This window comes from Sphingopyxis sp. NFH-91, from assembly GCF_021401285.1.
In the GTDB taxonomy this organism is placed as follows: Bacteria; Pseudomonadota; Alphaproteobacteria; order Sphingomonadales; family Sphingomonadaceae; genus Sphingopyxis; species Sphingopyxis terrae_A.
In genome coordinates this window covers 26,683-46,275 of record NZ_JACBGA010000011.1, presented here as the reverse complement: position 1 = coordinate 46,275, position 19,593 = coordinate 26,683, and the positions used below count along the sequence as shown (strand labels likewise).

At 65.0% G+C, this 19,593-nt stretch carries 12 protein-coding genes; 5 read left to right on the top strand and 7 right to left on the bottom strand.

Annotated elements, in window-relative coordinates:
- Positions 1-37: 37 nt before the first annotated feature.
- Positions 38-2,695 (bottom strand): sensor histidine kinase, encoded by a 2,658-nt coding sequence (locus L0963_RS17820; RefSeq protein WP_234180980.1) that lies wholly within the window; start codon positions 2,693-2,695, stop codon positions 38-40.
- 255 nt (positions 2,696-2,950) lie between these two features.
- Here L0963_RS17820 and kdpF point away from each other — a divergent pair, with 255 nt between their 5' ends.
- Genes kdpF through L0963_RS17795 form a run of 5 tightly spaced genes read left to right on the top strand, consistent with a single transcriptional unit; the run spans position 2,951 to position 8,101 of the window.
- Positions 2,951-3,040 carry a K(+)-transporting ATPase subunit F gene (gene kdpF / locus L0963_RS17815; RefSeq protein WP_234180978.1) on the top strand — a complete coding sequence of 30 codons (90 nt, stop codon included), beginning with the start codon at positions 2,951-2,953 and terminating at the stop codon, positions 3,038-3,040.
- Positions 3,041-3,054: 14 nt separating this feature from the next.
- Complete coding sequence (gene kdpA / locus L0963_RS17810) at positions 3,055-4,758, top strand: potassium-transporting ATPase subunit KdpA (RefSeq protein ID WP_234180975.1); 1,704 nt, start codon at positions 3,055-3,057, stop codon at positions 4,756-4,758.
- Between the two features lie 12 nt (positions 4,759-4,770).
- The gene (kdpB, locus tag L0963_RS17805; protein ID WP_186401053.1) at positions 4,771-6,801 is read left to right on the top strand and encodes a potassium-transporting ATPase subunit KdpB; all 2,031 of its coding nucleotides are present in this window, start codon (positions 4,771-4,773) and stop codon (positions 6,799-6,801) included.
- 10 nt (positions 6,802-6,811) lie between these two features.
- Complete coding sequence (gene kdpC / locus L0963_RS17800) at positions 6,812-7,399, top strand: potassium-transporting ATPase subunit KdpC (RefSeq protein ID WP_186401054.1); 588 nt, start codon at positions 6,812-6,814, stop codon at positions 7,397-7,399.
- A 9-nt stretch (positions 7,400-7,408) separates the two neighbouring features.
- Positions 7,409-8,101: a response regulator gene (locus L0963_RS17795; RefSeq protein ID WP_186401055.1), complete on the top strand. Its 693-nt coding sequence runs from the start codon at positions 7,409-7,411 to the stop codon at positions 8,099-8,101.
- A gap of 49 nt (positions 8,102-8,150) precedes the next feature.
- Here L0963_RS17795 and L0963_RS17790 read toward each other — a convergent pair whose 3' ends face one another.
- The 6 genes from L0963_RS17790 to L0963_RS17765 all read right to left on the bottom strand — a co-directional run bounded on the left by L0963_RS17790 (position 8,151) and on the right by L0963_RS17765 (position 19,422).
- On the bottom strand, positions 8,151-9,431 hold the full coding sequence (locus tag L0963_RS17790) for a sugar MFS transporter (RefSeq protein ID WP_186401056.1): 1,281 nt from the start codon (positions 9,429-9,431) through the stop codon (positions 8,151-8,153).
- An 82-nt stretch (positions 9,432-9,513) separates the two neighbouring features.
- Entirely contained in the window at positions 9,514-11,556 is a 2,043-nt protein-coding gene (locus L0963_RS17785) for a glycoside hydrolase family 97 protein (RefSeq protein ID WP_186401057.1), read from the bottom strand.
- A complete protein-coding gene (locus tag L0963_RS17780; protein WP_234180973.1) occupies positions 11,556-13,196 on the bottom strand; it encodes an alpha-amylase family glycosyl hydrolase in 1,641 nt (546 codons plus the stop codon). Before L0963_RS17780 ends, L0963_RS17785 begins: the two co-directional genes overlap by 1 nt.
- Before the next feature lie 15 nt (positions 13,197-13,211).
- Complete coding sequence (locus tag L0963_RS17775; RefSeq protein WP_234181000.1) at positions 13,212-14,990, bottom strand: alpha-amylase family glycosyl hydrolase; 1,779 nt, start codon at positions 14,988-14,990, stop codon at positions 13,212-13,214.
- 26 nt (positions 14,991-15,016) lie between these two features.
- Positions 15,017-16,522, bottom strand: a complete 1,506-nt coding sequence (locus L0963_RS17770; RefSeq protein ID WP_186401059.1) for a tryptophan halogenase family protein — start codon at positions 16,520-16,522, stop codon at positions 15,017-15,019.
- 74 nt (positions 16,523-16,596) lie between these two features.
- Complete coding sequence (locus tag L0963_RS17765) at positions 16,597-19,422, bottom strand: TonB-dependent receptor (protein ID WP_234180970.1); 2,826 nt, start codon at positions 19,420-19,422, stop codon at positions 16,597-16,599.
- Positions 19,423-19,593 lie beyond the last annotated feature (171 nt).

The window sequence follows — 19,593 nt, the reverse complement described above, 5'->3', positions numbered from 1 at the left end:
ATAGGATGAGCGATGGCGACCGCGCGCCTTGATGCGATCATTCGGTATCGGAAATGGTCGCGATCAAGGCGGACGGGAAGGTCAGCGTAAATGCTGCGCCCCCGTCCGGATGATTGCTCGCCGAAACGGCGATGCCGAGCGCGTCGGCAAAGCCCTTGACGATCGCAAGCCCCAGCCCGCTGCCGCCGTGCCGGTCGCCGCCCTTCCCTTGCTCGAATGTGTCGAAGATTGTGCCTTCCGATCCCGGTTCCAGACCGCCGCCATGGTCGCGCACGGTCAGGGCTACGGCATCGGGCGTTCGGCGGCCAATGATGGCGATGGGCCCGGCGCTGCCGCCATGCTGGATCGCATTGGCGAGCAGATTGAGCAGAATGTGATGGAGCAGCCGCTCATCGACCCGGACAAGCGGAAGACCCGCGGGAACCTGGAAATCGACATGATGTCCGCGCAGCAGATCTTTCAGATCGTGGACCACAGCCGCCACGGCGTCGGTCAGATCGACCGGCGCCACATCCAGGTTGAGACCGCCTGAATCGAGGCGGACCAACTCGACGAGATTGTCGAGAAAACGCCGCAATCGCGACACCTCCGCGCGCGCGAGCGGCAGCGCGGACGCGCCGGGGTGCTCGCTCGCCAGCGCCTCGATCGCGGCGGTCACGCCGGTCAGCGGGGTGCGCAGGTCGTGCCCGATCGACGAGAGCAGCGCGGCGCGGAGGCGGTCGCGTTCCTCGAGGACCGACAGGCTGCGCATCTCGTCCTCCAGATGCAAGCGTTCGTGCGCGAGCGCCGCCTGGCCGACGAGCGTGGCGAGCAGCGCGGCGCGGTCGGGCGAAATCGGGTCGCGGCCGTCCTCGCTCGCGATGCCGAGGATCGCAAGAACCCCGAGCCCGGTCTTGAGCGGATGAAACTGCCAGTCGGACGCAACGAGCGTATTCGTCCCGCGTCCCGCAGGTTCGCCGCTCGTCCAGGCCCATTCGGCCGCCGCCTGATCGATCGGCGAGATCGCCGCATCGACGGGCCGCGCGACCAGCGGTCGCAACAGCCCGCCCTGCTCGGCCAGAATGATGCTGCGCACGCCCAGCAAGCGCGCCACTTCATCGCAGGTTGCCGCAGCGGTGGTTTCGCGATCGGAGGCGCGCGCAAGCATCTGCGCGAAGGCGGCAAGCGACGCATTTTCCTGCGCGCTGCGAACCCCGATCCGCGCGCGCGTCCGCAGCCGGCCGGCAAGATTGCTGACCACCGCGGCGACGCCGGTAAGGATCAACATGGTGAGGACGCTCTGCGGATCGGCGATCGTGAAGGTATGCCGCGGCTCGAGGAAGAAGAAGTTGAACGCCAGCGCCGCCACGAGGCTCGCGAACAGCCCCGGACGCAAGCCGTAAAGCGTCGCGGCGACAATCACCGGAACGAGATACAGCAGGTCGACGGCCCCGGTCCCGATCCATGGTTCGGCCAGACGCGCGGCGCCCGTCATCAACGCGATGAGCCCCAGTCCGACCGCATAGCTCGACGGGCGCCCCCAGCCGCGTGTCCAGTCGAGACCCCGGCGCGGGGCAGGAGATTCGCGGGGTGACGGGATGACGTGGATGGCAAGGTCGCCCGCGTCGTGGATCAGCGCCTCGACGACCGAACCGTGGCGAAGTTCGAACCACCAGCTACGCTGCGACCTGCCGATGATAAGCTGGGTCGCGCGCATCACCTCGATCTGGCCGCGCAGTCCGGCAATAACGCTCTCCGCAGGAACGGTAGCGATCGTCGCGCCGAGGGTAGCGGCCAGTGCGAGCGACGCGGCTATCCGCCGCCGGGCATCGTCGTCGAAGGCCGCGCTTCGTGCCGTCTCGATATGCACCGCCGTCCATGGGGCGTTCAGCCCGTCGGCAAGGCGCTTTGCGGTGCGCACGAGCATATCGCTGCCTGGCTGTTCGCTGATCGCGACGAGGATCCGCTCGCCGGCCGCGAAGGTGCCCGCTTCGCCCGTCGCATCGAGATCGTGCAACATTTGCCGGTCGACGCTCAAGGCAGCTCGCCGGAGCGCCATTTCGCGCAGCGCCGAAAGGTTCGCCTTCGAAAAGAAATGGCCGAGGGCACGGCTTGCCTCGTGCGGCACATAGACCTTGCCATCGCGCAGCCGGTCGATCAGTTCGTCGGGCGGCAGGTCGACGAGCTTGATTTCGGCTCCTTCGAACACGCTGTCGGGTACCGTCTCGCGAACGCGCACCCGGGTAAAGCTTGCGACGACGTCATTCAGGCTTTCGACATGCTGGACGTTGAGCGTCGTATAGACGTCGATCCCGGCGTTCAGCAGTTCCTCGACATCCTGCCAGCGTTTGGGATGCCGGCTGCCGTCGATATTGGTATGGGCATATTCGTCCACCAGCGCGAGTGTCGGGGCGCGGCGGAGCACGGCATCGATGTCCATCTCGGTCAGTTGGTGGCCGCGATAGGCGACTTCGCAGCGCGGCACGACCTCCATCCCGTCGAGCAGTGCTTCGGTCTCGGCCCGACCGTGCGTTTCCACCACGGCGACGACGACGTCCTGTCCGTCGCGCCGCAACGCGGCACCTTCGCTGAGCATCGCATAGGTTTTGCCCACGCCCGGCGCCGCACCGAGAAAAATCTTCAGCCGCCCGCGCGCCTCGCGCTTTGCCTGCCGCAACAGGGCTTCGGGTGAGGGTCTCTTGGTGGCCGATACCATGCGCCCGCTTACCTCGGTCGCGGACACAGGGCCAAGCGACAATCGGCGATCTTTATGGAATCCTTATGCGCCCGGCGAAAATCGACCGCGAAACTTTACGGCGAAGGGGCGTAGCGGCGTCGCATTCAGTCCGGCTCCCTCGGGAGTCGCCCTTTGCCGGAGACCTATGATGACCGATCTGATGTGGCTCGCCCTTACCGCGCTGCTGTTCGCAGCCACGCTCGGCTACGCGCGCATCTGCGACAAGGCCTGACCATGAACGCTTCGTCGATGCTCGCTGGCGCCGTCGCTGCGGCGCTGTTCGTCTATCTCGTGGTGGCGCTGCTGCGCCCCGAACGTTTCTGACCGGAGGCAATCCCATGACCTTGTCCGGATGGATGCTCATTTTCACCTTCGTCGCGATCCTTGCCGTCCTTGCCAAACCGATGGGCCTCTGGCTCTTTGCCCTTTACGAAGGGCGCACGACCCCGCTTCATCGCATCCTGGGGCCAGTCGAGCGGGGCTTCTACCGGATGGCCGGGATCGACCCGACCGAAGAGCAGGGCTGGCGGCGCTACGCGCTTCACATGCTGCTGTTCAACCTCGCGCTGCTGCTTTTCACCTATGCGGTGCTGCGATTGCAGGGGGTACTTCCCGTTAATCCGCAAGGCTTCGGCGCGGTCGGCGCCGACGGCGCTTTTAATACGGCGGTCAGCTTTACGACGAACACCAACTGGCAATGGTATTCGGGCGAGACGACGCTGTCGAACCTGTCGCAGATGCTCGGGCTTACGATCCAGAACTTCCTCTCCGCCGCCACCGGTATCGCGATTGCCTTCGCGCTGTTTCGCGGTTTCGCAAGGCGCGAAACGGGAACGATCGGTAATTTCTGGGCCGATACGACGCGCATCACGCTCTATCTGCTGCTTCCCATCTGCACGGTCTACGCGCTGTTCCTGATCGCGAGCGGCGTGCCGCAGACGCTGGCGGGATCGGTCCACGCAACGACGCTCGAAGGCGTGCGACAGACGATCGCGCTCGGTCCGGTCGCAAGCCAGGAAGCGATCAAGATGCTGGGGACCAATGGCGGCGGCTTCTTCAACGCCAACAGCGCGCACCCTTTCGAAAATCCGACCGCGCTCACCAATCTGATCCAGATGGTCTCGATCTTCCTGATTGGCGCCGGGTTGACGTGGTGCTTCGGCAAGGCGGTTGGCGACACGCGCCAAGGCTGGGCAATCCTCGCGGCGATGGGACTTATTTTCATCGCCGGCGCCAGCATTGCCTATTGGCAGGAGGCTGCCGGCAACCCCGCACTTCATTACCTCGGCGCTGGCGGCGGCAATATGGAGGGGAAGGAAGTTCGCTTCGGCATCGCCGCCTCTTCGCTCTTCGCCGTTGTCACCACGGCGGCGTCCTGCGGGGCCGTCAATGCCATGCACGACAGCTTCACCGCAATCGGCGGCCTGATCCCGCTACTCAACATCCAGCTCGGCGAGGTTGTGGTCGGCGGTGTCGGCGCGGGCATCTATGGCTTTTTGCTTTTTGCCATCCTCGCGGTGTTCGTCGCGGGCCTCATGGTGGGGCGCACACCCGAATATGTCGGCAAGAAGATCGAGGCGCGCGAGGTCAAGCTCGCGGTCCTAGCCATTGCGATCCTGCCGCTGGTCATCCTCGGCTTCACCGCCATTGCCAGCGTGCTCCCCGTGGGGCTTGCCGGGCCGCTCAACAAGGGGCCGCACGGCTTCTCGGAGATTCTCTACGCGTTCAGCTCGGGGGCCGGTAACAATGGCTCGGCCTTTGCGGGCCTGAGCGCGGGCACTCCCTTTTACAATGCTATGATCGGGATCGCGATGTGGCTTGGCCGGTTCTTCGTGATCGTGCCGGTGCTCGCCATCGGGGGCAGCCTTGCCGCAAAGCGCCACACCCCCGCTACCAGCGGCTCTTTCCCCACCACCGGGGGGCTGTGGATCGGCCTGCTGATCGGGATCATCCTGATCATGGGCGGCCTCACCTTCCTTCCCAGCCTCGCGCTAGGTCCCGTCGCCGATCATCTCTCGATGATGGCCGGCCAGCGCTTCTGAGGGATCAGCAACATGACGACTCCAACCTCGATGTTCAGCCCCGCACTGGTCGTTCCGGCGATGCGTGATGCGGTAAGGAAGCTCAATCCGCGCGAGCTGATGCGCAACCCGGTGATGTTCACCACCGCCTGCGTTGCCCTGCTCCTGACGGTGCTGCTCGCGCTCGGCGACCCCGGCCTGTCGCTGGGTTTCGAAATCCAGCTCGTCGCCTGGCTCTGGCTCACCGTGCTTTTCGGCACCTTTGCCGAAGCCCTGGCCGAGGGACGCGGGCGTGCCCAGGCGGCCTCGCTTCGCGCAACGAAAGCCGAGTTGCGCGCCAAGCTGATGCTCGGCGTCGGCGAGACTTATGAAATCGTCGCCGCAAGCCAGCTCGAAAAGGGCGAGATCGTGCTGGTCGAGACGGGCGACCTCATCCCCGCCGACGGCGAGGTGATCGAAGGCGTCGCATCGGTCAACGAAGCGGCGATCACCGGCGAAAGCGCCCCCGTGATCCGCGAGGCCGGCGGCGATCGTAGCGCCGTGACAGCCGGCACGCGCGTCATCTCCGACCGCGTCAAGGTGCGCGTCACTGCCGAGCCGGGCCAGGGTTTTCTCGACCGCATGATCGCACTCGTCGAAGGCGCCGAGCGGCGCAAGACGCCCAACGAGATTGCGCTGACGATCCTGCTCGTCGGGCTGACCATCATCTTCCTGATCGCCGTCGCGACCATTCCGGGCTTCGCGTCCTATGCCGACGGATCGATCCCGGTCGCGTTGCTCGCGGCCCTGCTCATCACGCTGATCCCGACGACCATTGCGGCACTGCTCTCCGCCATCGGGATTGCCGGAATGGACCGCCTTGTGCGCTTCAACGTGCTGGCCAAGTCGGGCCGGGCCGTCGAGGCCGCAGGCGATGTCGATGTTCTCCTGCTCGACAAGACCGGCACGATCACGATCGGCGACCGCCAGGCCAGCGAGTTCCGCGCGCTGGCGGGCGTCGATGACGAGACTCTGGCGGAGGCCGCACTACTCGCCAGCCTGGCCGACGAAACCCCCGAGGGCCGTTCGATCGTGACGCTTGCGCGCGAACGCTATGCGATCCGCGTGGTGGCGCTTCCGGTCGGGTCCGACGTCATCCCCTTCACCGCGCAAACGCGCCTTTCGGGGGTCACGGTCGCCGAGGTGACGATCCACAAGGGCGCGGTCGATTCGATCTTCAAGGCTCACCCCGACACCGTATCCTCGCCTGCCGCGCAGGAGTTGCGCCGCATAACGGACGAAGTTGCGCGCGCCGGCGGCACGCCGCTCGCGGTGGTCAGGGACGGACGTCTGCTCGGCGCCATCCACCTGAAGGACGTCGTGAAGGCGGGCGTTCGCGAACGCTTCGGCGAATTGCGCAAAATGGGAATCCGCACCGTCATGATTACGGGCGACAACCCGCTGACGGCCGCGGCGATCGCCGCCGAAGCCGGGGTGGACGATTTCCTGGCCGAAGCGACGCCCGAGGACAAGCTTGCCCTCATTCGCCGCGAGCAGGCCGAGGGACGGCTCGTTGCCATGTGCGGCGACGGCACCAACGACGCCCCCGCGCTGGCGCAGGCCGATGTCGGCGTCGCGATGAACACCGGCACGCAGGCGGCGCGCGAGGCGGGCAATATGGTCGATCTCGACAGTGATCCGACCAAGCTGATCGAGGTTGTGGGCCTGGGCAAGCAATTGCTGATGACGCGCGGCGCGCTGACGACCTTTTCGGTCGCTAACGATGTCGCCAAATATTTTGCGATCATCCCGGCGATCTTCGTCTTTCTCTATCCTGAGCTCGGCGTTCTCAACGTCATGCGCCTTGCCACGCCCGAAAGCGCGGTACTGTCGGCGATCATCTTCAACGCCTTGATCATTCCGTGCCTCGTCCCGCTTGCGCTCAAGGGCGTGCGCTACCGGCCGATGCCTGCCGGCCCGTTGCTCGCGCGCAATCTTTCGATCTTCGGCCTAGGCGGACTGGTCGCGCCATTCGTCGGCATCAAGCTGATCGACCTCGCCGTGTCCGGCCTCCAGCTTGCGTAAGGACAATTCCATGCTTTCCGAACTCAAATCCGCCCTTCGTCCCGCGCTCGTGTTGACCGCGCTTTTCGCTCTCCTCCTCGGGCTGGCCTATCCGCTTGCGCTGACGGCTATGGGCCAGCTCGTCTTTCCGGAGCAAGCCAATGGCAGCCTCGTCCGCGACGGTTCAAAGATCGTGGGGTCGAAGCTGATCGGCCAGCGATTCCTGGCCGACGCCTATTTCCACGGGCGCCCCTCGGCCGCCGGCGCCGTTGGTTATGATGCCGCCGCTTCCTCGGGGTCGAATCTCGGTCCGGCGAGCAAAGCGCTTGCGGATCGCGTCGCCGCCGACGTCAAGGCGCTCACTGCAACGGCACCGGGCCGCCCTGTCCCGCCCGACCTGGTGACGACCTCCGCCTCGGGGCTGGACCCCCACATCAGCCCCGAGGCGGCTTTTTTCCAGATTGCGCGCGTGGCGAAAGCGCGCGGCATCGACGACGCCAGCCTCCGGTCACTGGTCGAGGCATCTGTCGAACACCCGCTCGCAGGCATCCTTGGCGAAAGGCGCGTCAACGTGCTGATGCTCAATCGGGCACTCGACGCGCGCTTCCCGACGAAATAGGCTGGCCGGATGGTGCCCCCGGCAAAAATCCTGATCATCGAGGACGATGCCCATATCCGGCGGCTGCTGCAGGCCACGCTGCAGCGCGCCGGTCATCAGGTGATCGAAGCCGACAGCGCCAGGCAGGCGATCGCCCTGTTCGACATCGAACGGCCCGATGTCGTGCTGCTCGATCTCGGCCTGCCCGATCGTGACGGGCTGGAATTGATCGAGCCGCTGCGGCTGCGCTCGAACGCCACGCTGATCGTCGTATCGGCGCGCGAAAACAGTGTCGAGAAGGTGACGGCGCTGGATCTGGGCGCCGACGACTATGTCACCAAGCCCTTCGATACCGAGGAATTGCTCGCCCGGATCCGCACGGCGCTGCGCCACCAGCGCGCGTCCGCGTCCGGCGAGGAACCCACCGTTGTCGAGGCGGGCGCGCTGCGAATAGACCTTGCGCACCGCCGCGTCTTTCGCGGCGCCGAGGAGGTTCATCTGACCCCGAAGGAATATGGCGTCCTGGCCGAACTTGCGCGCCGCCCCGACCGCGTCCTGAGCCACACCCAATTGCTGACCTCGGTGTGGGGTCCGGCCCAGGCCGATCGCGTGGAATATCTGCGGATCGTCGTCCGCGGACTGCGCCAGAAACTGGAAGAAGATCCGTCGCAACCGAAGCGGATCGTCAACGAACTGGCCGTGGGGTACCGGCTGCGGACCTAGTTTGGCCGATTTCGGACAGTCAGCTTTTGCCCCGGCAAATGCGATGCCGTCATGCCGGCCGCCGAGCATAGTGGCCGAAGGCAGCGATGACGGCATAGCAAGCGGCGGGAAGGAGCAGCGCGAGCCCAAGATGCCCGGTGAGGTCCGCGATTGCACCGGTCGCGAGCGGGACCACGGCACCTCCAAAGATCGCGATATTGATGATCCCTGACCCGTCGGCAGCGCGGGGACCGAGCTTTTCGGAAGCGAGGCTGAAGATCGTCGGGAACATGATCGCGTTCATCAGGCCTATGGCAAGCAGGCTGTAGCCCGACAGAGCACCGGTCGTGCTGGTGGAGACAAGGATCAGCGCGATCGCGCCGACCGCGACCCAGGCGAGCAGCTTGCCCGGACTGATGACGCGCATCACTGCCGATCCGATGAAACGCCCAGCCATCGCGCCGCCCCAATAGAGTCCGATGAGCTTGCCCGCCGCCTGTTCCTGCAGGGCCAGGACGTGCCCCTGCATCAGGTAGCTGACTATCAACGACCCGATCGACACTTCAGCGCCAACATATAGGAAGATGCAGAGAGCGCCGAAGCCGAAACGCGGACGCCTTAGCAGGTCAAAACCCGCAAGCGCGGCACTCGCCTCATGCCGCTCGCCCTTCAGGCGCTTGCGGAACATCCACACGGTCGCCGCCACGACCGCAAGCGCGACCGCAATGCCGAGATAGCCATGCACAATCGCGAGGCTTTCGGAAGTGCGATAGGCGTCGAGCTCGGCGCCCGATAGCTGATCGGCGCTCACTTTTGCCAGACCGCCGAGGATAAGCGTCGACCCTGCGACCGGGAACAGCGTGGTACCCAGCGAGTTGAACGCCTGTGCGAAGGTCAGGCGGCTGTGCGCTGTCTCAGGCTTACCAAGCAGCGAGATCAGCGGATTGGCAACGACCTGCACGATAACCACCCCGCTCGCGAGGACAAACAGCGCAAGCAGGAACAGGCCATAGGTCGCATTCTGCGATGCCGGAATGAACAGGAGACAGCCTACCATCATCGTAAGCAGGCCCGCGACCGCACCGCGCATATAGCCGATCTTCTTGACAAGCTTCGCCCCCGGTATCCCGATGAGCAAATAGGCGGTGAAGAAGCAGAACTGTACGAGCATTGCCTGCGTGTAGTTGAGAGTGAATAGCTCCTTCAGCTTCGGAATGATCACGTCGTTCAGAGACGTGATCCCCCCGAAGATGAAGAACAGCCCCATCACGAACAGCCGCAGCTCCGGTGCGTCGACATAAGCTTCCGTTCCTGCATCCCCGGCGCTGGTCGGGGCGGGCGTATGGGCCATCCTGCTTCTCCAAAATAGTCCTATCGACGATAGGTGATGTCGTTATCGCGATCCGTAGGGTCGGCCATAATCAGGACGCGTATCATTTACCCGCGGCAAGGCGCATGGCGGCGCCGCCGCCGGGCGCGAGCCACAGGGTATAGCTATCACCCTTTTTCACCTTGATCCTGTCGTATGCGATGCTGTGCCGCGCATCGGTCAGATAAGTGGCGCCGTCGCCGTCCTTATAAATCGTCGCGACGTAGGTTCTGCCCGGTTCCAGAAAGTCGAAGCGCAGCGTCAACGTCCGCGCCGTCGCATCGTTGACGCCGCCAACATACCAGTCAGCACTGTTGCGGTCCTTGCGCGCGAAAATAGCATAATCCCCGACCTCGCCCGCGATCAGGTGGCTTTCCGACCAGTCGGCCGGCACTGTCGAGATGAAATCGAGCTCGCGCGGAAACTTCTCCAGCGTTTCGGGGAAATCGGCCGCCATCTGGATCGGCGAATAGATGGCGAGATAGAGGCCGAGCTGCTTCGCCAGCGTCGAAGCCAGCGGCGCATGGTTCGCACCCTCGAGACTGAGGACCCCTGGCGTGAAGTCCATCGGCCCCGACAGCATCCGCGTATAGACGAGCGTCGGTTCGTGATCGGGGCCGTTTGCGAAGGCGCCCCAGGCATTATATTCCATGCCCCGGGCGCCTTCGCGTGCGACCCAGTTGGGATAGGTGCGGCGAAGGCCGGTGTCCTTCACCGGCTCGTGCGGATCGACCGCCACATGATATTTGGCGGCGGTCTGGACGACCTTCAGATGATGCTGCACTTGGCGCTGGCCGTCGTGCCACTCCATCGCAACGCTGTCGGCGGTGTCGCCCGGCGCGATGATGCCGCCCGCGTCGGCGACATAGCCGGTCTTGACCGTCCCGACGCCGAGCCGGCCGTACAGCTTCATCGCATCGTCGAGCTGCGCCTCGTAAACCTTGATATTCCCGCCGGTTTCATGGTGTCCGATCAGCTGGACATGCTTAGCGCGGGCATAGTCGGTAACCGCCTTCAGGTCGAAATCGGGAGTCGCCTCGGTAAAGCTGAACTCGTCGCCGTGGCCGAACCAGTTGCCGTTCCAGCCCTTGTTCCAGCCCTCGACCAGCACGCCGCCGAAGCCGTGCTTGGCTGCGAAATCGATCGTCGCTTTCGTGCGCTCGGTTGTCGCGCCATGCTTCGGCCCCTCGGCCCAGGTCCAATCGCCGCGGATCATGCCCCACCAGATGCCGACATATTTCATCGGCTTGAACCAGCTGACATCGCCCAGCTTGTTCGGTTCGTTGAGATTGAGCTCGAGGTCGCTTTCGACCAGCCCCGCCGCGCTGTCCGCAATGCGGATCGTGCGCCATGGCGTCGCGAACGGCAGGTCGCGCACGACGCGCGGCCCCTTCGACGAGGGTGCCAGCGTGGCGCGGAATTTCTGCCCTTCGGCGCGCTTCAGCCACATCCCCGAATAGTCGACGAGCGCTGCCTCGTGGAACGACAGATGCGTCCCGTCGTCGAGCCGCACGGTCATCGGGGTGTGCGCGGTGGCGACGGCATCGACCGGCGTCTTTTGATAGATTTGCTCGTACCGGTTCCACTCGCCGGCGGTGATCCACCACGCAGTGCCCTTGGGCACCAGGTCGAACTCGGTGATTTCGTCGGCAATCTTCGCGGTCTTGAGCCCCGCCTGCTCGGGGAGCTCGTAGCGAAAGCCGATGCCGTCGTCGAACAGGCGGAAGCGGACGTTCATCGCATGGCCGCCCCAGCTTTCGTTCTGGCGCAGGCGAACGAGCAGTTCGTTGTGGTGGTCGCGCACGAAGCGGCGTTCGCCCCAAGGCTGTTCCCAGCGGCTGTCAGCGCTCGCGCGCTCGATGCCATCGATCGCGAAGCCGCGCTGGAGGCCGATCCCGTCGGTGAGCAGGAAGCCGAGCTTCGACGGCGCGAACAGCAATTGCCCCTTGCGCGACAGCGACCAGGTCGGCCGCTGATCGTTGTCGGTCGCGACGGTCAGCACCAGGCTACCGTCGGGCGAGGTTGCGGTGACCGACGCGGGCGCCTCCTGCGCGACGGCGGGTGACGCGGCGAGAAGCGCGAGCGGGGCAAGGCGAAGCATGGACATCAATGTTCGATCCGGATCCAGAGGGCACCGCAAGGCGGCAAGGTGTCGGCGTCGGCCCCATTGATCGCCACGATCGGCGTTCCGCCGCGATGCTGCGCGGCAATGTCAATGGACTCCCCGCCGAGGTTGAAGAGGCAGCGGATCGTTTCGCCTCCGGTCACGCGGTCGAAGACCAGCAGGTCGCCTTCGGCTACCCAGTCGCCGTCGCGGCCGTGACGGAGCGCGGGATGCGCTGCCCGCAGCGCGACGAGCCGCCGCGTCAGGTTGAGCAGCGACGCGGGGTCGCTATCCTGCCGGTCCACCGCGAGGCCGGCGTGCGCGTCACCCAGCGGCAGCCACGGACTGGCGGACGAAAATCCGGCATGCGCCGCATCCCCCGCCCACGGCAACGGCGTCCGCGCGCCGTCGCGCGACAGGGTCAGCGGCCAGTTCTTCAGCGCTTCGGGATCCTTGACCATCTCGAACGGGATATCGACCTGATCGAGCCCCAGTTCCTCGCCATTATAGATGATGATGTTGCCGCGCAGCGCACACAGCAGCGCCATCTTCATGCGCGAATAGGCGGCGGCATCGACGCCGGCGGGCGTCCAGCGCGACACCGCGCGCGGCGCGTCGTGGTTTTCAAAGGCCCAGCTCGGCCAGCCGATACCCGGCGCGTCGGGCCATTGCTCGGCAGCTTCGCGAACGAGCTTCGGCGTCAGCCGGTCGGCGTAGAGGAAGTCGAAACCATAGGCGCTGTTCAGGCGCCGGTCGCCCGCGGTGAACAGCTTCATCTCGCGCACCGCATCGTCGCCGCCAACCTCGGCGACGGTGAAGCTGCCGCCATATTCGTCGGTCAGCGCGCGAATGCGTTCGAGGAACAGCGGGATGTCGGGATGCGACTGGTTGTAGATTTTCAGCTGAAAATCGAACGGCCGGGTGCGGACCTTGTTCGACGGCGGCGCCGGCGGATTGTCGCGCAATTCGGGATCGTGCATCGCAAAATTGATCGCGTCGATGCGGAACCCGTCGACGCCGCGGTCGAGCCAGAAGCGGACCACGTTCAGCAACGCATCCTGCACCGCTCGGTTGTGGACGTTGAGCTGCGGCTGGGTCCCCAGGAAATTGTGCATATAATATTGGCCGCGCCGCGCGTCCCACGTCCATGCCGGACCGCCGAACACCGACTGCCAATTAGTCGGCGGCGAGCCGTCGGGCTTCGCATCGGCCCAGACATACCAGTCGGCCATCGCATTATCCCTGCTCGCGCGGCTGGTCGCGAACCAGTCGTGCCGGTCCGACGTGTGTGCAAAGACAAGGTCGGTCGTCACCTTCAGACCCAGCGCGTGCGCGCGCGCGACGAGCGCGTCGAAATCGTCGAGCGTCCCGAAGATCGGATCGACGCCGTAATAATCGGCAATGTCGTATCCGAAATCGTCCATTGGCGAGGGATAGAAGGGCGACAGCCAGATTGCGTCGACACCCAGCGAGGCAACATAATCGAGCCGCGCGGTGATGCCGGCCAGATCGCCGATCCCGTCGCCGTTTGAATCGGCAAAGCTGCGCGGATAAATCTGGTAGATCGCCGCGCCCTTCCACCACGGCAGCTCGGCGTCGGCGACGGCGTGCGGTTGTTTGGCAAGGCTATGGTTCGTCGTCACGCGTCGTTTTTCCGCTTATTCGTTGGCCTGGCATATGGCGGTGCCGAAGGCGGGGAGAGTGAGGGACAGGCTGCCCGGTGCGGCGGCGTGCGCCGGGCAGTCGCCAAGGAGCGACGTAAAGGCCGCGCTTTTCATGTCGATGGCAATATTGGCCGAGACGGGCGTTGCAGACGTATTGAACGCCAGTAGCACTTCGCGGCCGGAGTCGGGATCGAACCGCGAGACCGCGAGCAAGCCCGGCTTTTCCGAAATGGCGCGCAGCTTCGTCGTCCCGTGCAGCAGCGCGGGCGTCTTGCGGCGGATAGCCGAAAGCGCCGCGATCTCGCGGTAGAGCGGATGCGCCGGGTCGAAATTGGCCGACGCCGTGGTCGCATCGGTGCCGATCAGATCGTTGTCGTTATAGACGTCGACCGTCGAGGCGAACATGTCCTCGCGCGCGAGCTGGTCGCCCCCGTCGGACACGAAGCCCTGCTCGTCGCCATAATAGATCGTCGGGACACCGCGCAGCGTCAGCAGCATGGCATGGCCCAGCATCACGCGCTTCAGCAGGTCGTCGGCGCTCGCACCGGGGTTTGCCTGCTTCACGAACATCGCGAAGCGGCCCATGTCGTGGTTGCCGAGGAAGGTCGGGAGTTGCAGCGCCGCGGCCGGCCCGCCCTTGTACAGCACATCGCCATCGAACAGCCGTTCGAACACGGCGGTTCCGGTTGTTCCGCCGACCGCATCGATCACCGCGCGCGCAAAGCTGAAGTCGAGCACCGCTGGCAATCCGGCGACGCGCGTGTGGCGCGCCAGCGATCCGGGGTCGACCGCGTCGTTATAGACTTCCCCGAAGATGTGGAAATTCGGAATCCCCCGCGCTTTCGCCCGCGCCAGCATCGCGGGCACGAAGGCCTGCCAGAATTCGGGGTTCACATGCTTCGCGGTGTCGATGCGGAATCCGTCGATCCCGAACGCGTCGATCCAGCGGCCATAGATGTCGATGAAGCCCTGCACGACCTTCGGATCCTCGGTCGCGAGATCGTCTAGCCCTGCAAAATCGCCATAGAGCGCAGACTCGCCAACCCAGTCGCTGTTGCCGCGATTATGATAATAGATCGGGTCGTTCAGCCACGCCGGCACCTTGGCCTTTTCCTCGCCCTGCGGCACGACGGGCGTATAGGCGAACGATGGATCGGTCAGCTTTGCCCAGTTTTCGGGCGAGCGATCACCGTCGCCGACGAAACCCCGATTGATCGCCGCGCCGCCGGCACCGCCGCGCCGTGAAAAGGGATAATCGGCAAGGCTGCGATAGCGATACCCCGTCCCGTCGCCTTCGGTGTAGCGAATGACGTCGGCGGTGTGGTTGGTGATGATGTCCATATAGACCTTCATCCCGCGCGCGTGCGCCGCGTCGACGAAGGCCCGGAATTCGTCATTGGTCCCGAAGTGCGGATCGACGCGCGTGAAATCGGTCACCCAATAGCCGTGATAACCAGCGCTTTCGTCGCCCTTGGGTCCCTGCACCGGCTTGTTCTTGAAGATGGGGGCGAACCAGATCGCGGTCGCGCCCATCCCCTGGATATAGTCGAGCCGCTTCGTCAGCCCGGCAAGATCGCCACCGTGGTAGAAGCCCTTGGCCGACGGATCGTAACCGGTTGCGAGCCGGTCGCCCGTCAGTCCGCCGCGATCGTTGCGCGGGTCGCCATTCTCGAACCGGTCGGGCAGGACGAAATAGATCACTTCTTCGGTCGCGGGACGCGCGCGGACGTCGGCGAGGCCGGCCTGCGCCAGCACCGGAAGCGGCGCCAACATCAGCGCAAGCGCGGCGAGCCCGCGGATCACGCCGCCACCGCCGCGCGCGAGGTCGCCGCAAGGAAATCGTCATAGCTCGCCATTTGCGCGACCTCCGCTTCGACCATCGCCGCGACGCCGGCCATATAGCGCGCGAGGTCGTCGGCGCCGATCCCATCGGCGAGCGGATGCCACGCGCGCGGCGCAATCCCCTGCCCCACCAGCACTTGCAGCCAGCCCGATTCGGTGAACAGCTCCTCATGCTCGCGGAAGATGAGCCCCTGCGCGCGGAACAGCTCGATCTTCGCCGCAAGCGTGTCGGGAACCGGCATCTCTGCCCGGTCGCGCCAATAGGCCGTGTCGCGGCGTTCGGTCGCCTTGAAATGCAGGATGATGAAGTCGCGGATACGCTCCCACTCGAAGTCGCTCTGCCGGTTGAACTCGGCGGCGACGGCGGGGTCGGCAGCGCCCGATGGCAACATCTTGAGCAGCCGCGAAATGCCGGCCTGCACCAGATGGATGCTCGTCGATTCGAGCGGCTCCATGAAGCCGCTGGCCAGGCCAAGCGCGACGACATTGCGGTTCCACATCCGGCGCCGCTTGCCGCTGACGAAGCGCAGCCGGTTCGGTTCCGCCTGCGCGGGTCCGTCGAGATTGGCAAGCAGGGTCGCGACGGCCTCGTCGTCCGTTACATGGTCCGAAGAATAGACATAACCATTGCCGATCCGGTGCTGCAGCGGGATACGCCACTGCCAACCCGCGTCGCGCGTCGTCGCGCCGGTCCACGGCAGCTGCGGCGTGGCGCCGTGCGCGCACGGCACCGCCACCGCGCGATTGTTGAGAAGCCAGTGCGACCAGTCCTCATATCCGGTTTCGAGCGCGTCCTCGATCAGCAAGCCCCGGAAACCCGAACAGTCGATGAAGAAATCGCCCTCGACAGACCGCCCGTCATCGCACGCGACGCCGGTGACATCGCCGGTCTCGCCATTCAGACGGACATCGACAACTTTCCCCTCAATCCGCTCGACACCGCTCACTTCAGCGCGGCGGCGCAGAAAGGCAGCGTAGAGCGCGGCGTCGAAATGGAATGCATAGGGCATCTCGAGCAGATGCGGCGATGTGCGCGGCGCGCCGCGCTGCATTCGCCGCGCGTACGCGGCCCGCTCGTTGAGAGAATAATGGTCGAGCGTTTCGGCCACCCCGGCCGCCCGCGCGCGCAACCAATAGTGATGGAACTCAAGCAGGCCGAGCCCGCGCCCGACCGCGCCGAAGGCGTGCATGTAGCGATGACCGGGCCGCGTCCAGCCGTTGAATTCGATGCCGAGCTTGATCGTGCCCTGCGTCGCGGCAAGAAACTCATCCTCGTCGATGCCGAGTGCGGCGTTGAACAGACGGATCTGCGGGATCGTCGCCTCGCCGACGCCGACGGCGCCGATCGCGTCCGATTCGACGAGCGACACCGACCAGCCCGCCGGCAAAAAGCGGCGCAAGCAGGCGGCCGCCATCCAGCCTGCCGTGCCTCCGCCGATGATAACTAGCCGCATGGGGGACATAAGATCAGCCTCTGCCCTGTAGCGCAACAAGAGGACGGGGGCGGCGCGACCCGGCCGCCCCCGTCAGGGAGGGTTCAGAATTTGAACGAAGCGCCCGCGAGGTAGCGGCTGCCATAGACCTGATAGTCGATCACCGCCCGGCTATCGCGCGGATCGTCGGTGACGAAGGGCTCGTTCGTCAGATTCTGGCCCTGAATGAAGAGCGACAGCCCCTCGAGCGCGCTGCCCGGCTGGAAGTCATAGCCGATTTGGGCATCGACGATCGTCTCGGCGCGGGCGCGGCGACGGACACGATTGCCGCCGAAGCCCGACAGCTCGCCGATGAAGCTCGACCGGTAGCGCGCGCTGACGCGAGCGTTGAAGCCCCATTTCTCGAAATACGCTGTGCCGTTGGCGACCCATTTCGAATAGCCGGGAATATCCTGGGCCGGCGCACCCGGCGTCGGCTGGATCTTGGTCTTCGTATAGGACGCACCGCCCGTCACGCCGAAACCGTCGAGCGCCGATACCAGCTCACCAAGGGGCAAGGTACCCGCCAGTTCGACGCCGTAAAGCTTGCCGCCCTTGCCGTTGATCGGGACGTTCGCGGTGCCCAGATAGTTCACGATGATCGGATTGCCGTTCACGTCGAGGCCCGGATCCTGGATCGGATAGCCGGTGAAATCGAAAGCGACGTCCTGATTGTAGATATAGCTCTTCAGATCCTTGTAGAAGAGCTGCACCGCCAGATAACCCTTCGACCCGAAATATTTCTCGAACGTCAGGTCGGCGGCATTGGCGCGCCACGGACGCAGGTCCGGGTTGCCCGCGTCGCCGCGGACGACGGCGCACTGGCGGCCGACGGGGCAGACGCCGTTGCCGACGTCGCCGATCGTCGTGCCATATTTCAGCGACGCGCGCATGTCGTCGAGGCGCGGACGGATGATCTCGCGCGCCAGGCTGAAGCGGACCACGAAATCGCTGGCGGTGCGCAGCGACAGGTTCAGGCTGGGCAGCACATCGACATAGTCGGTGCTCGCACGCTGCGGGATGCCCTGGATGTTCGGCGAACCGTTCGCATTCTGGCCGATATAGGCGGCGCTCGCACCGTTCGAGTTCTGGTCGGTGAAAATCGCCTGCACGCCGACATTCCCGGTCAGCACCGACGAACCCATTTCCTGGTCGATGTTGGCCTGGAGATAGGTGGTCATCAACTTTTCGGACACGTCGTAGGATTTGACCACGACGTCGCCATAGGGATTGGCGACCAGCTGGTAGATGCCGGCCGCGAGCAGGTCGCGCGGGTCGTAGCTGACGACGGGGCCCAGCCCGAGGTAGGACAGGTTGGTCGTGCCGAGGCGATATTGTTCGGGGATCGACACGCTGGTCAGGCCGTCGGTGTTGGCGACGAGACCGACAAAGGCTTCGTCGGGAACCAGGCTCTTGCTGCGATCGGTATAGTTCACGCCGAACTGCACCGATTTCAGGAAGCCGTCGAGCTCGCGTTCGACTTCGACGCGATATTGCCAGAGTTCGTCCTTGATGATGCGGTTGTTGTAATAGCCGTCCTGGCCGCCGCGGATGCGCGTACCGTCGACACCGGTCTGGTCGCCGCCCCAGCCGAGCGGGCTGGTGAGCTGGATCAGATCATAGTCGCCATAGTTCAGGCCGGGGCTGAACACGGTGCCGTTGCGGTCGCTGCTGAAGCCGATCGTATCGGTCGCGCCGACGCCCGCGCCGCGCCCGGTGCCGGCATTGCTTTCGAGGATCAGTTCGTTGCGGTCGGTCTTCGACAGGCTGATATCGGCGGTGACGTTCCAGCCGTTGTCGCCTTCCCAGCGGTTGTTCCAGCCGAAGCTGTAGAGCTTTGCCTGCCGTTCGAAGACGTCGTTGCGCACGACCCCCTCGACATTGGTGAAGGTGCCCGACCGCGCGAAGACATATTGGCCGCTGCTGTCGACGTCGGTGACATTGACCCCGGCGCCGCCGAAGGCGAGGGGCAGCTCGATGCCGCGCTTGATCTGGTCGTCCTTGAAGTCCGAATAGAAGGCATCGATCGTCGAGGTGAAATTGGGGCTCGGCCGCCACTGCACCGTGCCCTGCAGGCCAAGCCGCGTCAGCTGGGTCGAGGTCGCGTAGCTTTTCGACCCGCCGATGACGACCGGGTTCGCCGCGGTACCGTCGCCGGCATAGCCCCAAGCGTTGAATTCCTGGATCTGATAGGGTTCGTCGACATAGCTCGCCGACAATGCGATCCCCAGCGTGTCGTTCGCGAACTGGTCGACGTACACCCCGTGGACGCGGTAGCCATATTTCTTCGACCCGGCGTTCAGCTTGCCGATTTCGGCCCAGCTGCCGCGCCCGCCGACCGAGATGACGCGCTTGCCATAGTCGAGCGGACGGATCGTGCGCAGGTCGACGGTACCCGAAAGCCCCTGCCCGACGATCGACGCCATCGGGGTCTTGTAGACGAGCACCTGATTGATGACTTCGCTCGGATACTGGTCATATTCGACCGCGCGGTTGTCGCCGGTCGAGGTCTGTTCGCGGCCGTTGAGCAGCGTGGTCGAGAAGTCGGGAGCGAAACCGCGGATCGAGATCGCGTTCGAGCGCCCCGATACGCGCTGCGATGTCAGGCCCGGCAAACGAGCGATCGATTCGGCGATCGAGGCGTCGGGCAGCTTGCCGATATCCTCGGCCGAAATCGATTCGACCACCTGGTCGCGGTTCTTCTTGGCATTGACGGCGCTTTGCAGGCTGGCGCTGAAGCCGGTGACCACGATCTCGCCCTCGCCGCTCGAATCGTCCGCAGACGAAGCGCCGGTATCCTGTGCCAAGGCGACGCCCGGCGCGAAGACAATCGAGGCGAGGCCAAGTGCGAGGGCACTGCCGCCGCGGCGAAGGCTTTTGTTGTTTGTCATCTATGCTCCCCTGGCTTCGACGGGTTCGCGCGCCCAGCATCAGGGGAAGCGGCTGCCAGCCGCGACTATCCTCTCCGATGCGTGGGATGATCCCATCTTTCGCCCTCGCAATTGAGGCCAATCGGCTGCGAGGGCCATAGGGTATACGTATACGCATAATATGCGCATTCC

Coding starts and splice junctions, on each gene's coding strand:
- kdpC (WP_186401054.1), top strand. CDS start 6,812: ATGCTTTCCGAACTCAAATCCGCCCTTCGTCCCGCGCTCGTGTTGACC.
- L0963_RS17775 (WP_234181000.1), bottom strand. CDS start 14,990: ATGTTGGCGCCGCTTCCGGTGCTGGCGCAGGCCGGCCTCGCCGACGTC.
- L0963_RS17795 (WP_186401055.1), top strand. CDS start 7,409: ATGGTGCCCCCGGCAAAAATCCTGATCATCGAGGACGATGCCCATATC.
- kdpA (WP_234180975.1), top strand. CDS start 3,055: ATGACCTTGTCCGGATGGATGCTCATTTTCACCTTCGTCGCGATCCTT.
- kdpF (WP_234180978.1), top strand. CDS start 2,951: ATGAACGCTTCGTCGATGCTCGCTGGCGCCGTCGCTGCGGCGCTGTTC.
- kdpB (WP_186401053.1), top strand. CDS start 4,771: ATGACGACTCCAACCTCGATGTTCAGCCCCGCACTGGTCGTTCCGGCG.
- L0963_RS17790 (WP_186401056.1), bottom strand. CDS start 9,431: ATGGCCCATACGCCCGCCCCGACCAGCGCCGGGGATGCAGGAACGGAA.
- L0963_RS17770 (WP_186401059.1), bottom strand. CDS start 16,522: ATGTCCCCCATGCGGCTAGTTATCATCGGCGGAGGCACGGCAGGCTGG.
- L0963_RS17785 (WP_186401057.1), bottom strand. CDS start 11,556: ATGTCCATGCTTCGCCTTGCCCCGCTCGCGCTTCTCGCCGCGTCACCC.
- L0963_RS17820 (WP_234180980.1), bottom strand. CDS start 2,695: ATGGTATCGGCCACCAAGAGACCCTCACCCGAAGCCCTGTTGCGGCAG.
- L0963_RS17765 (WP_234180970.1), bottom strand. CDS start 19,422: ATGACAAACAACAAAAGCCTTCGCCGCGGCGGCAGTGCCCTCGCACTT.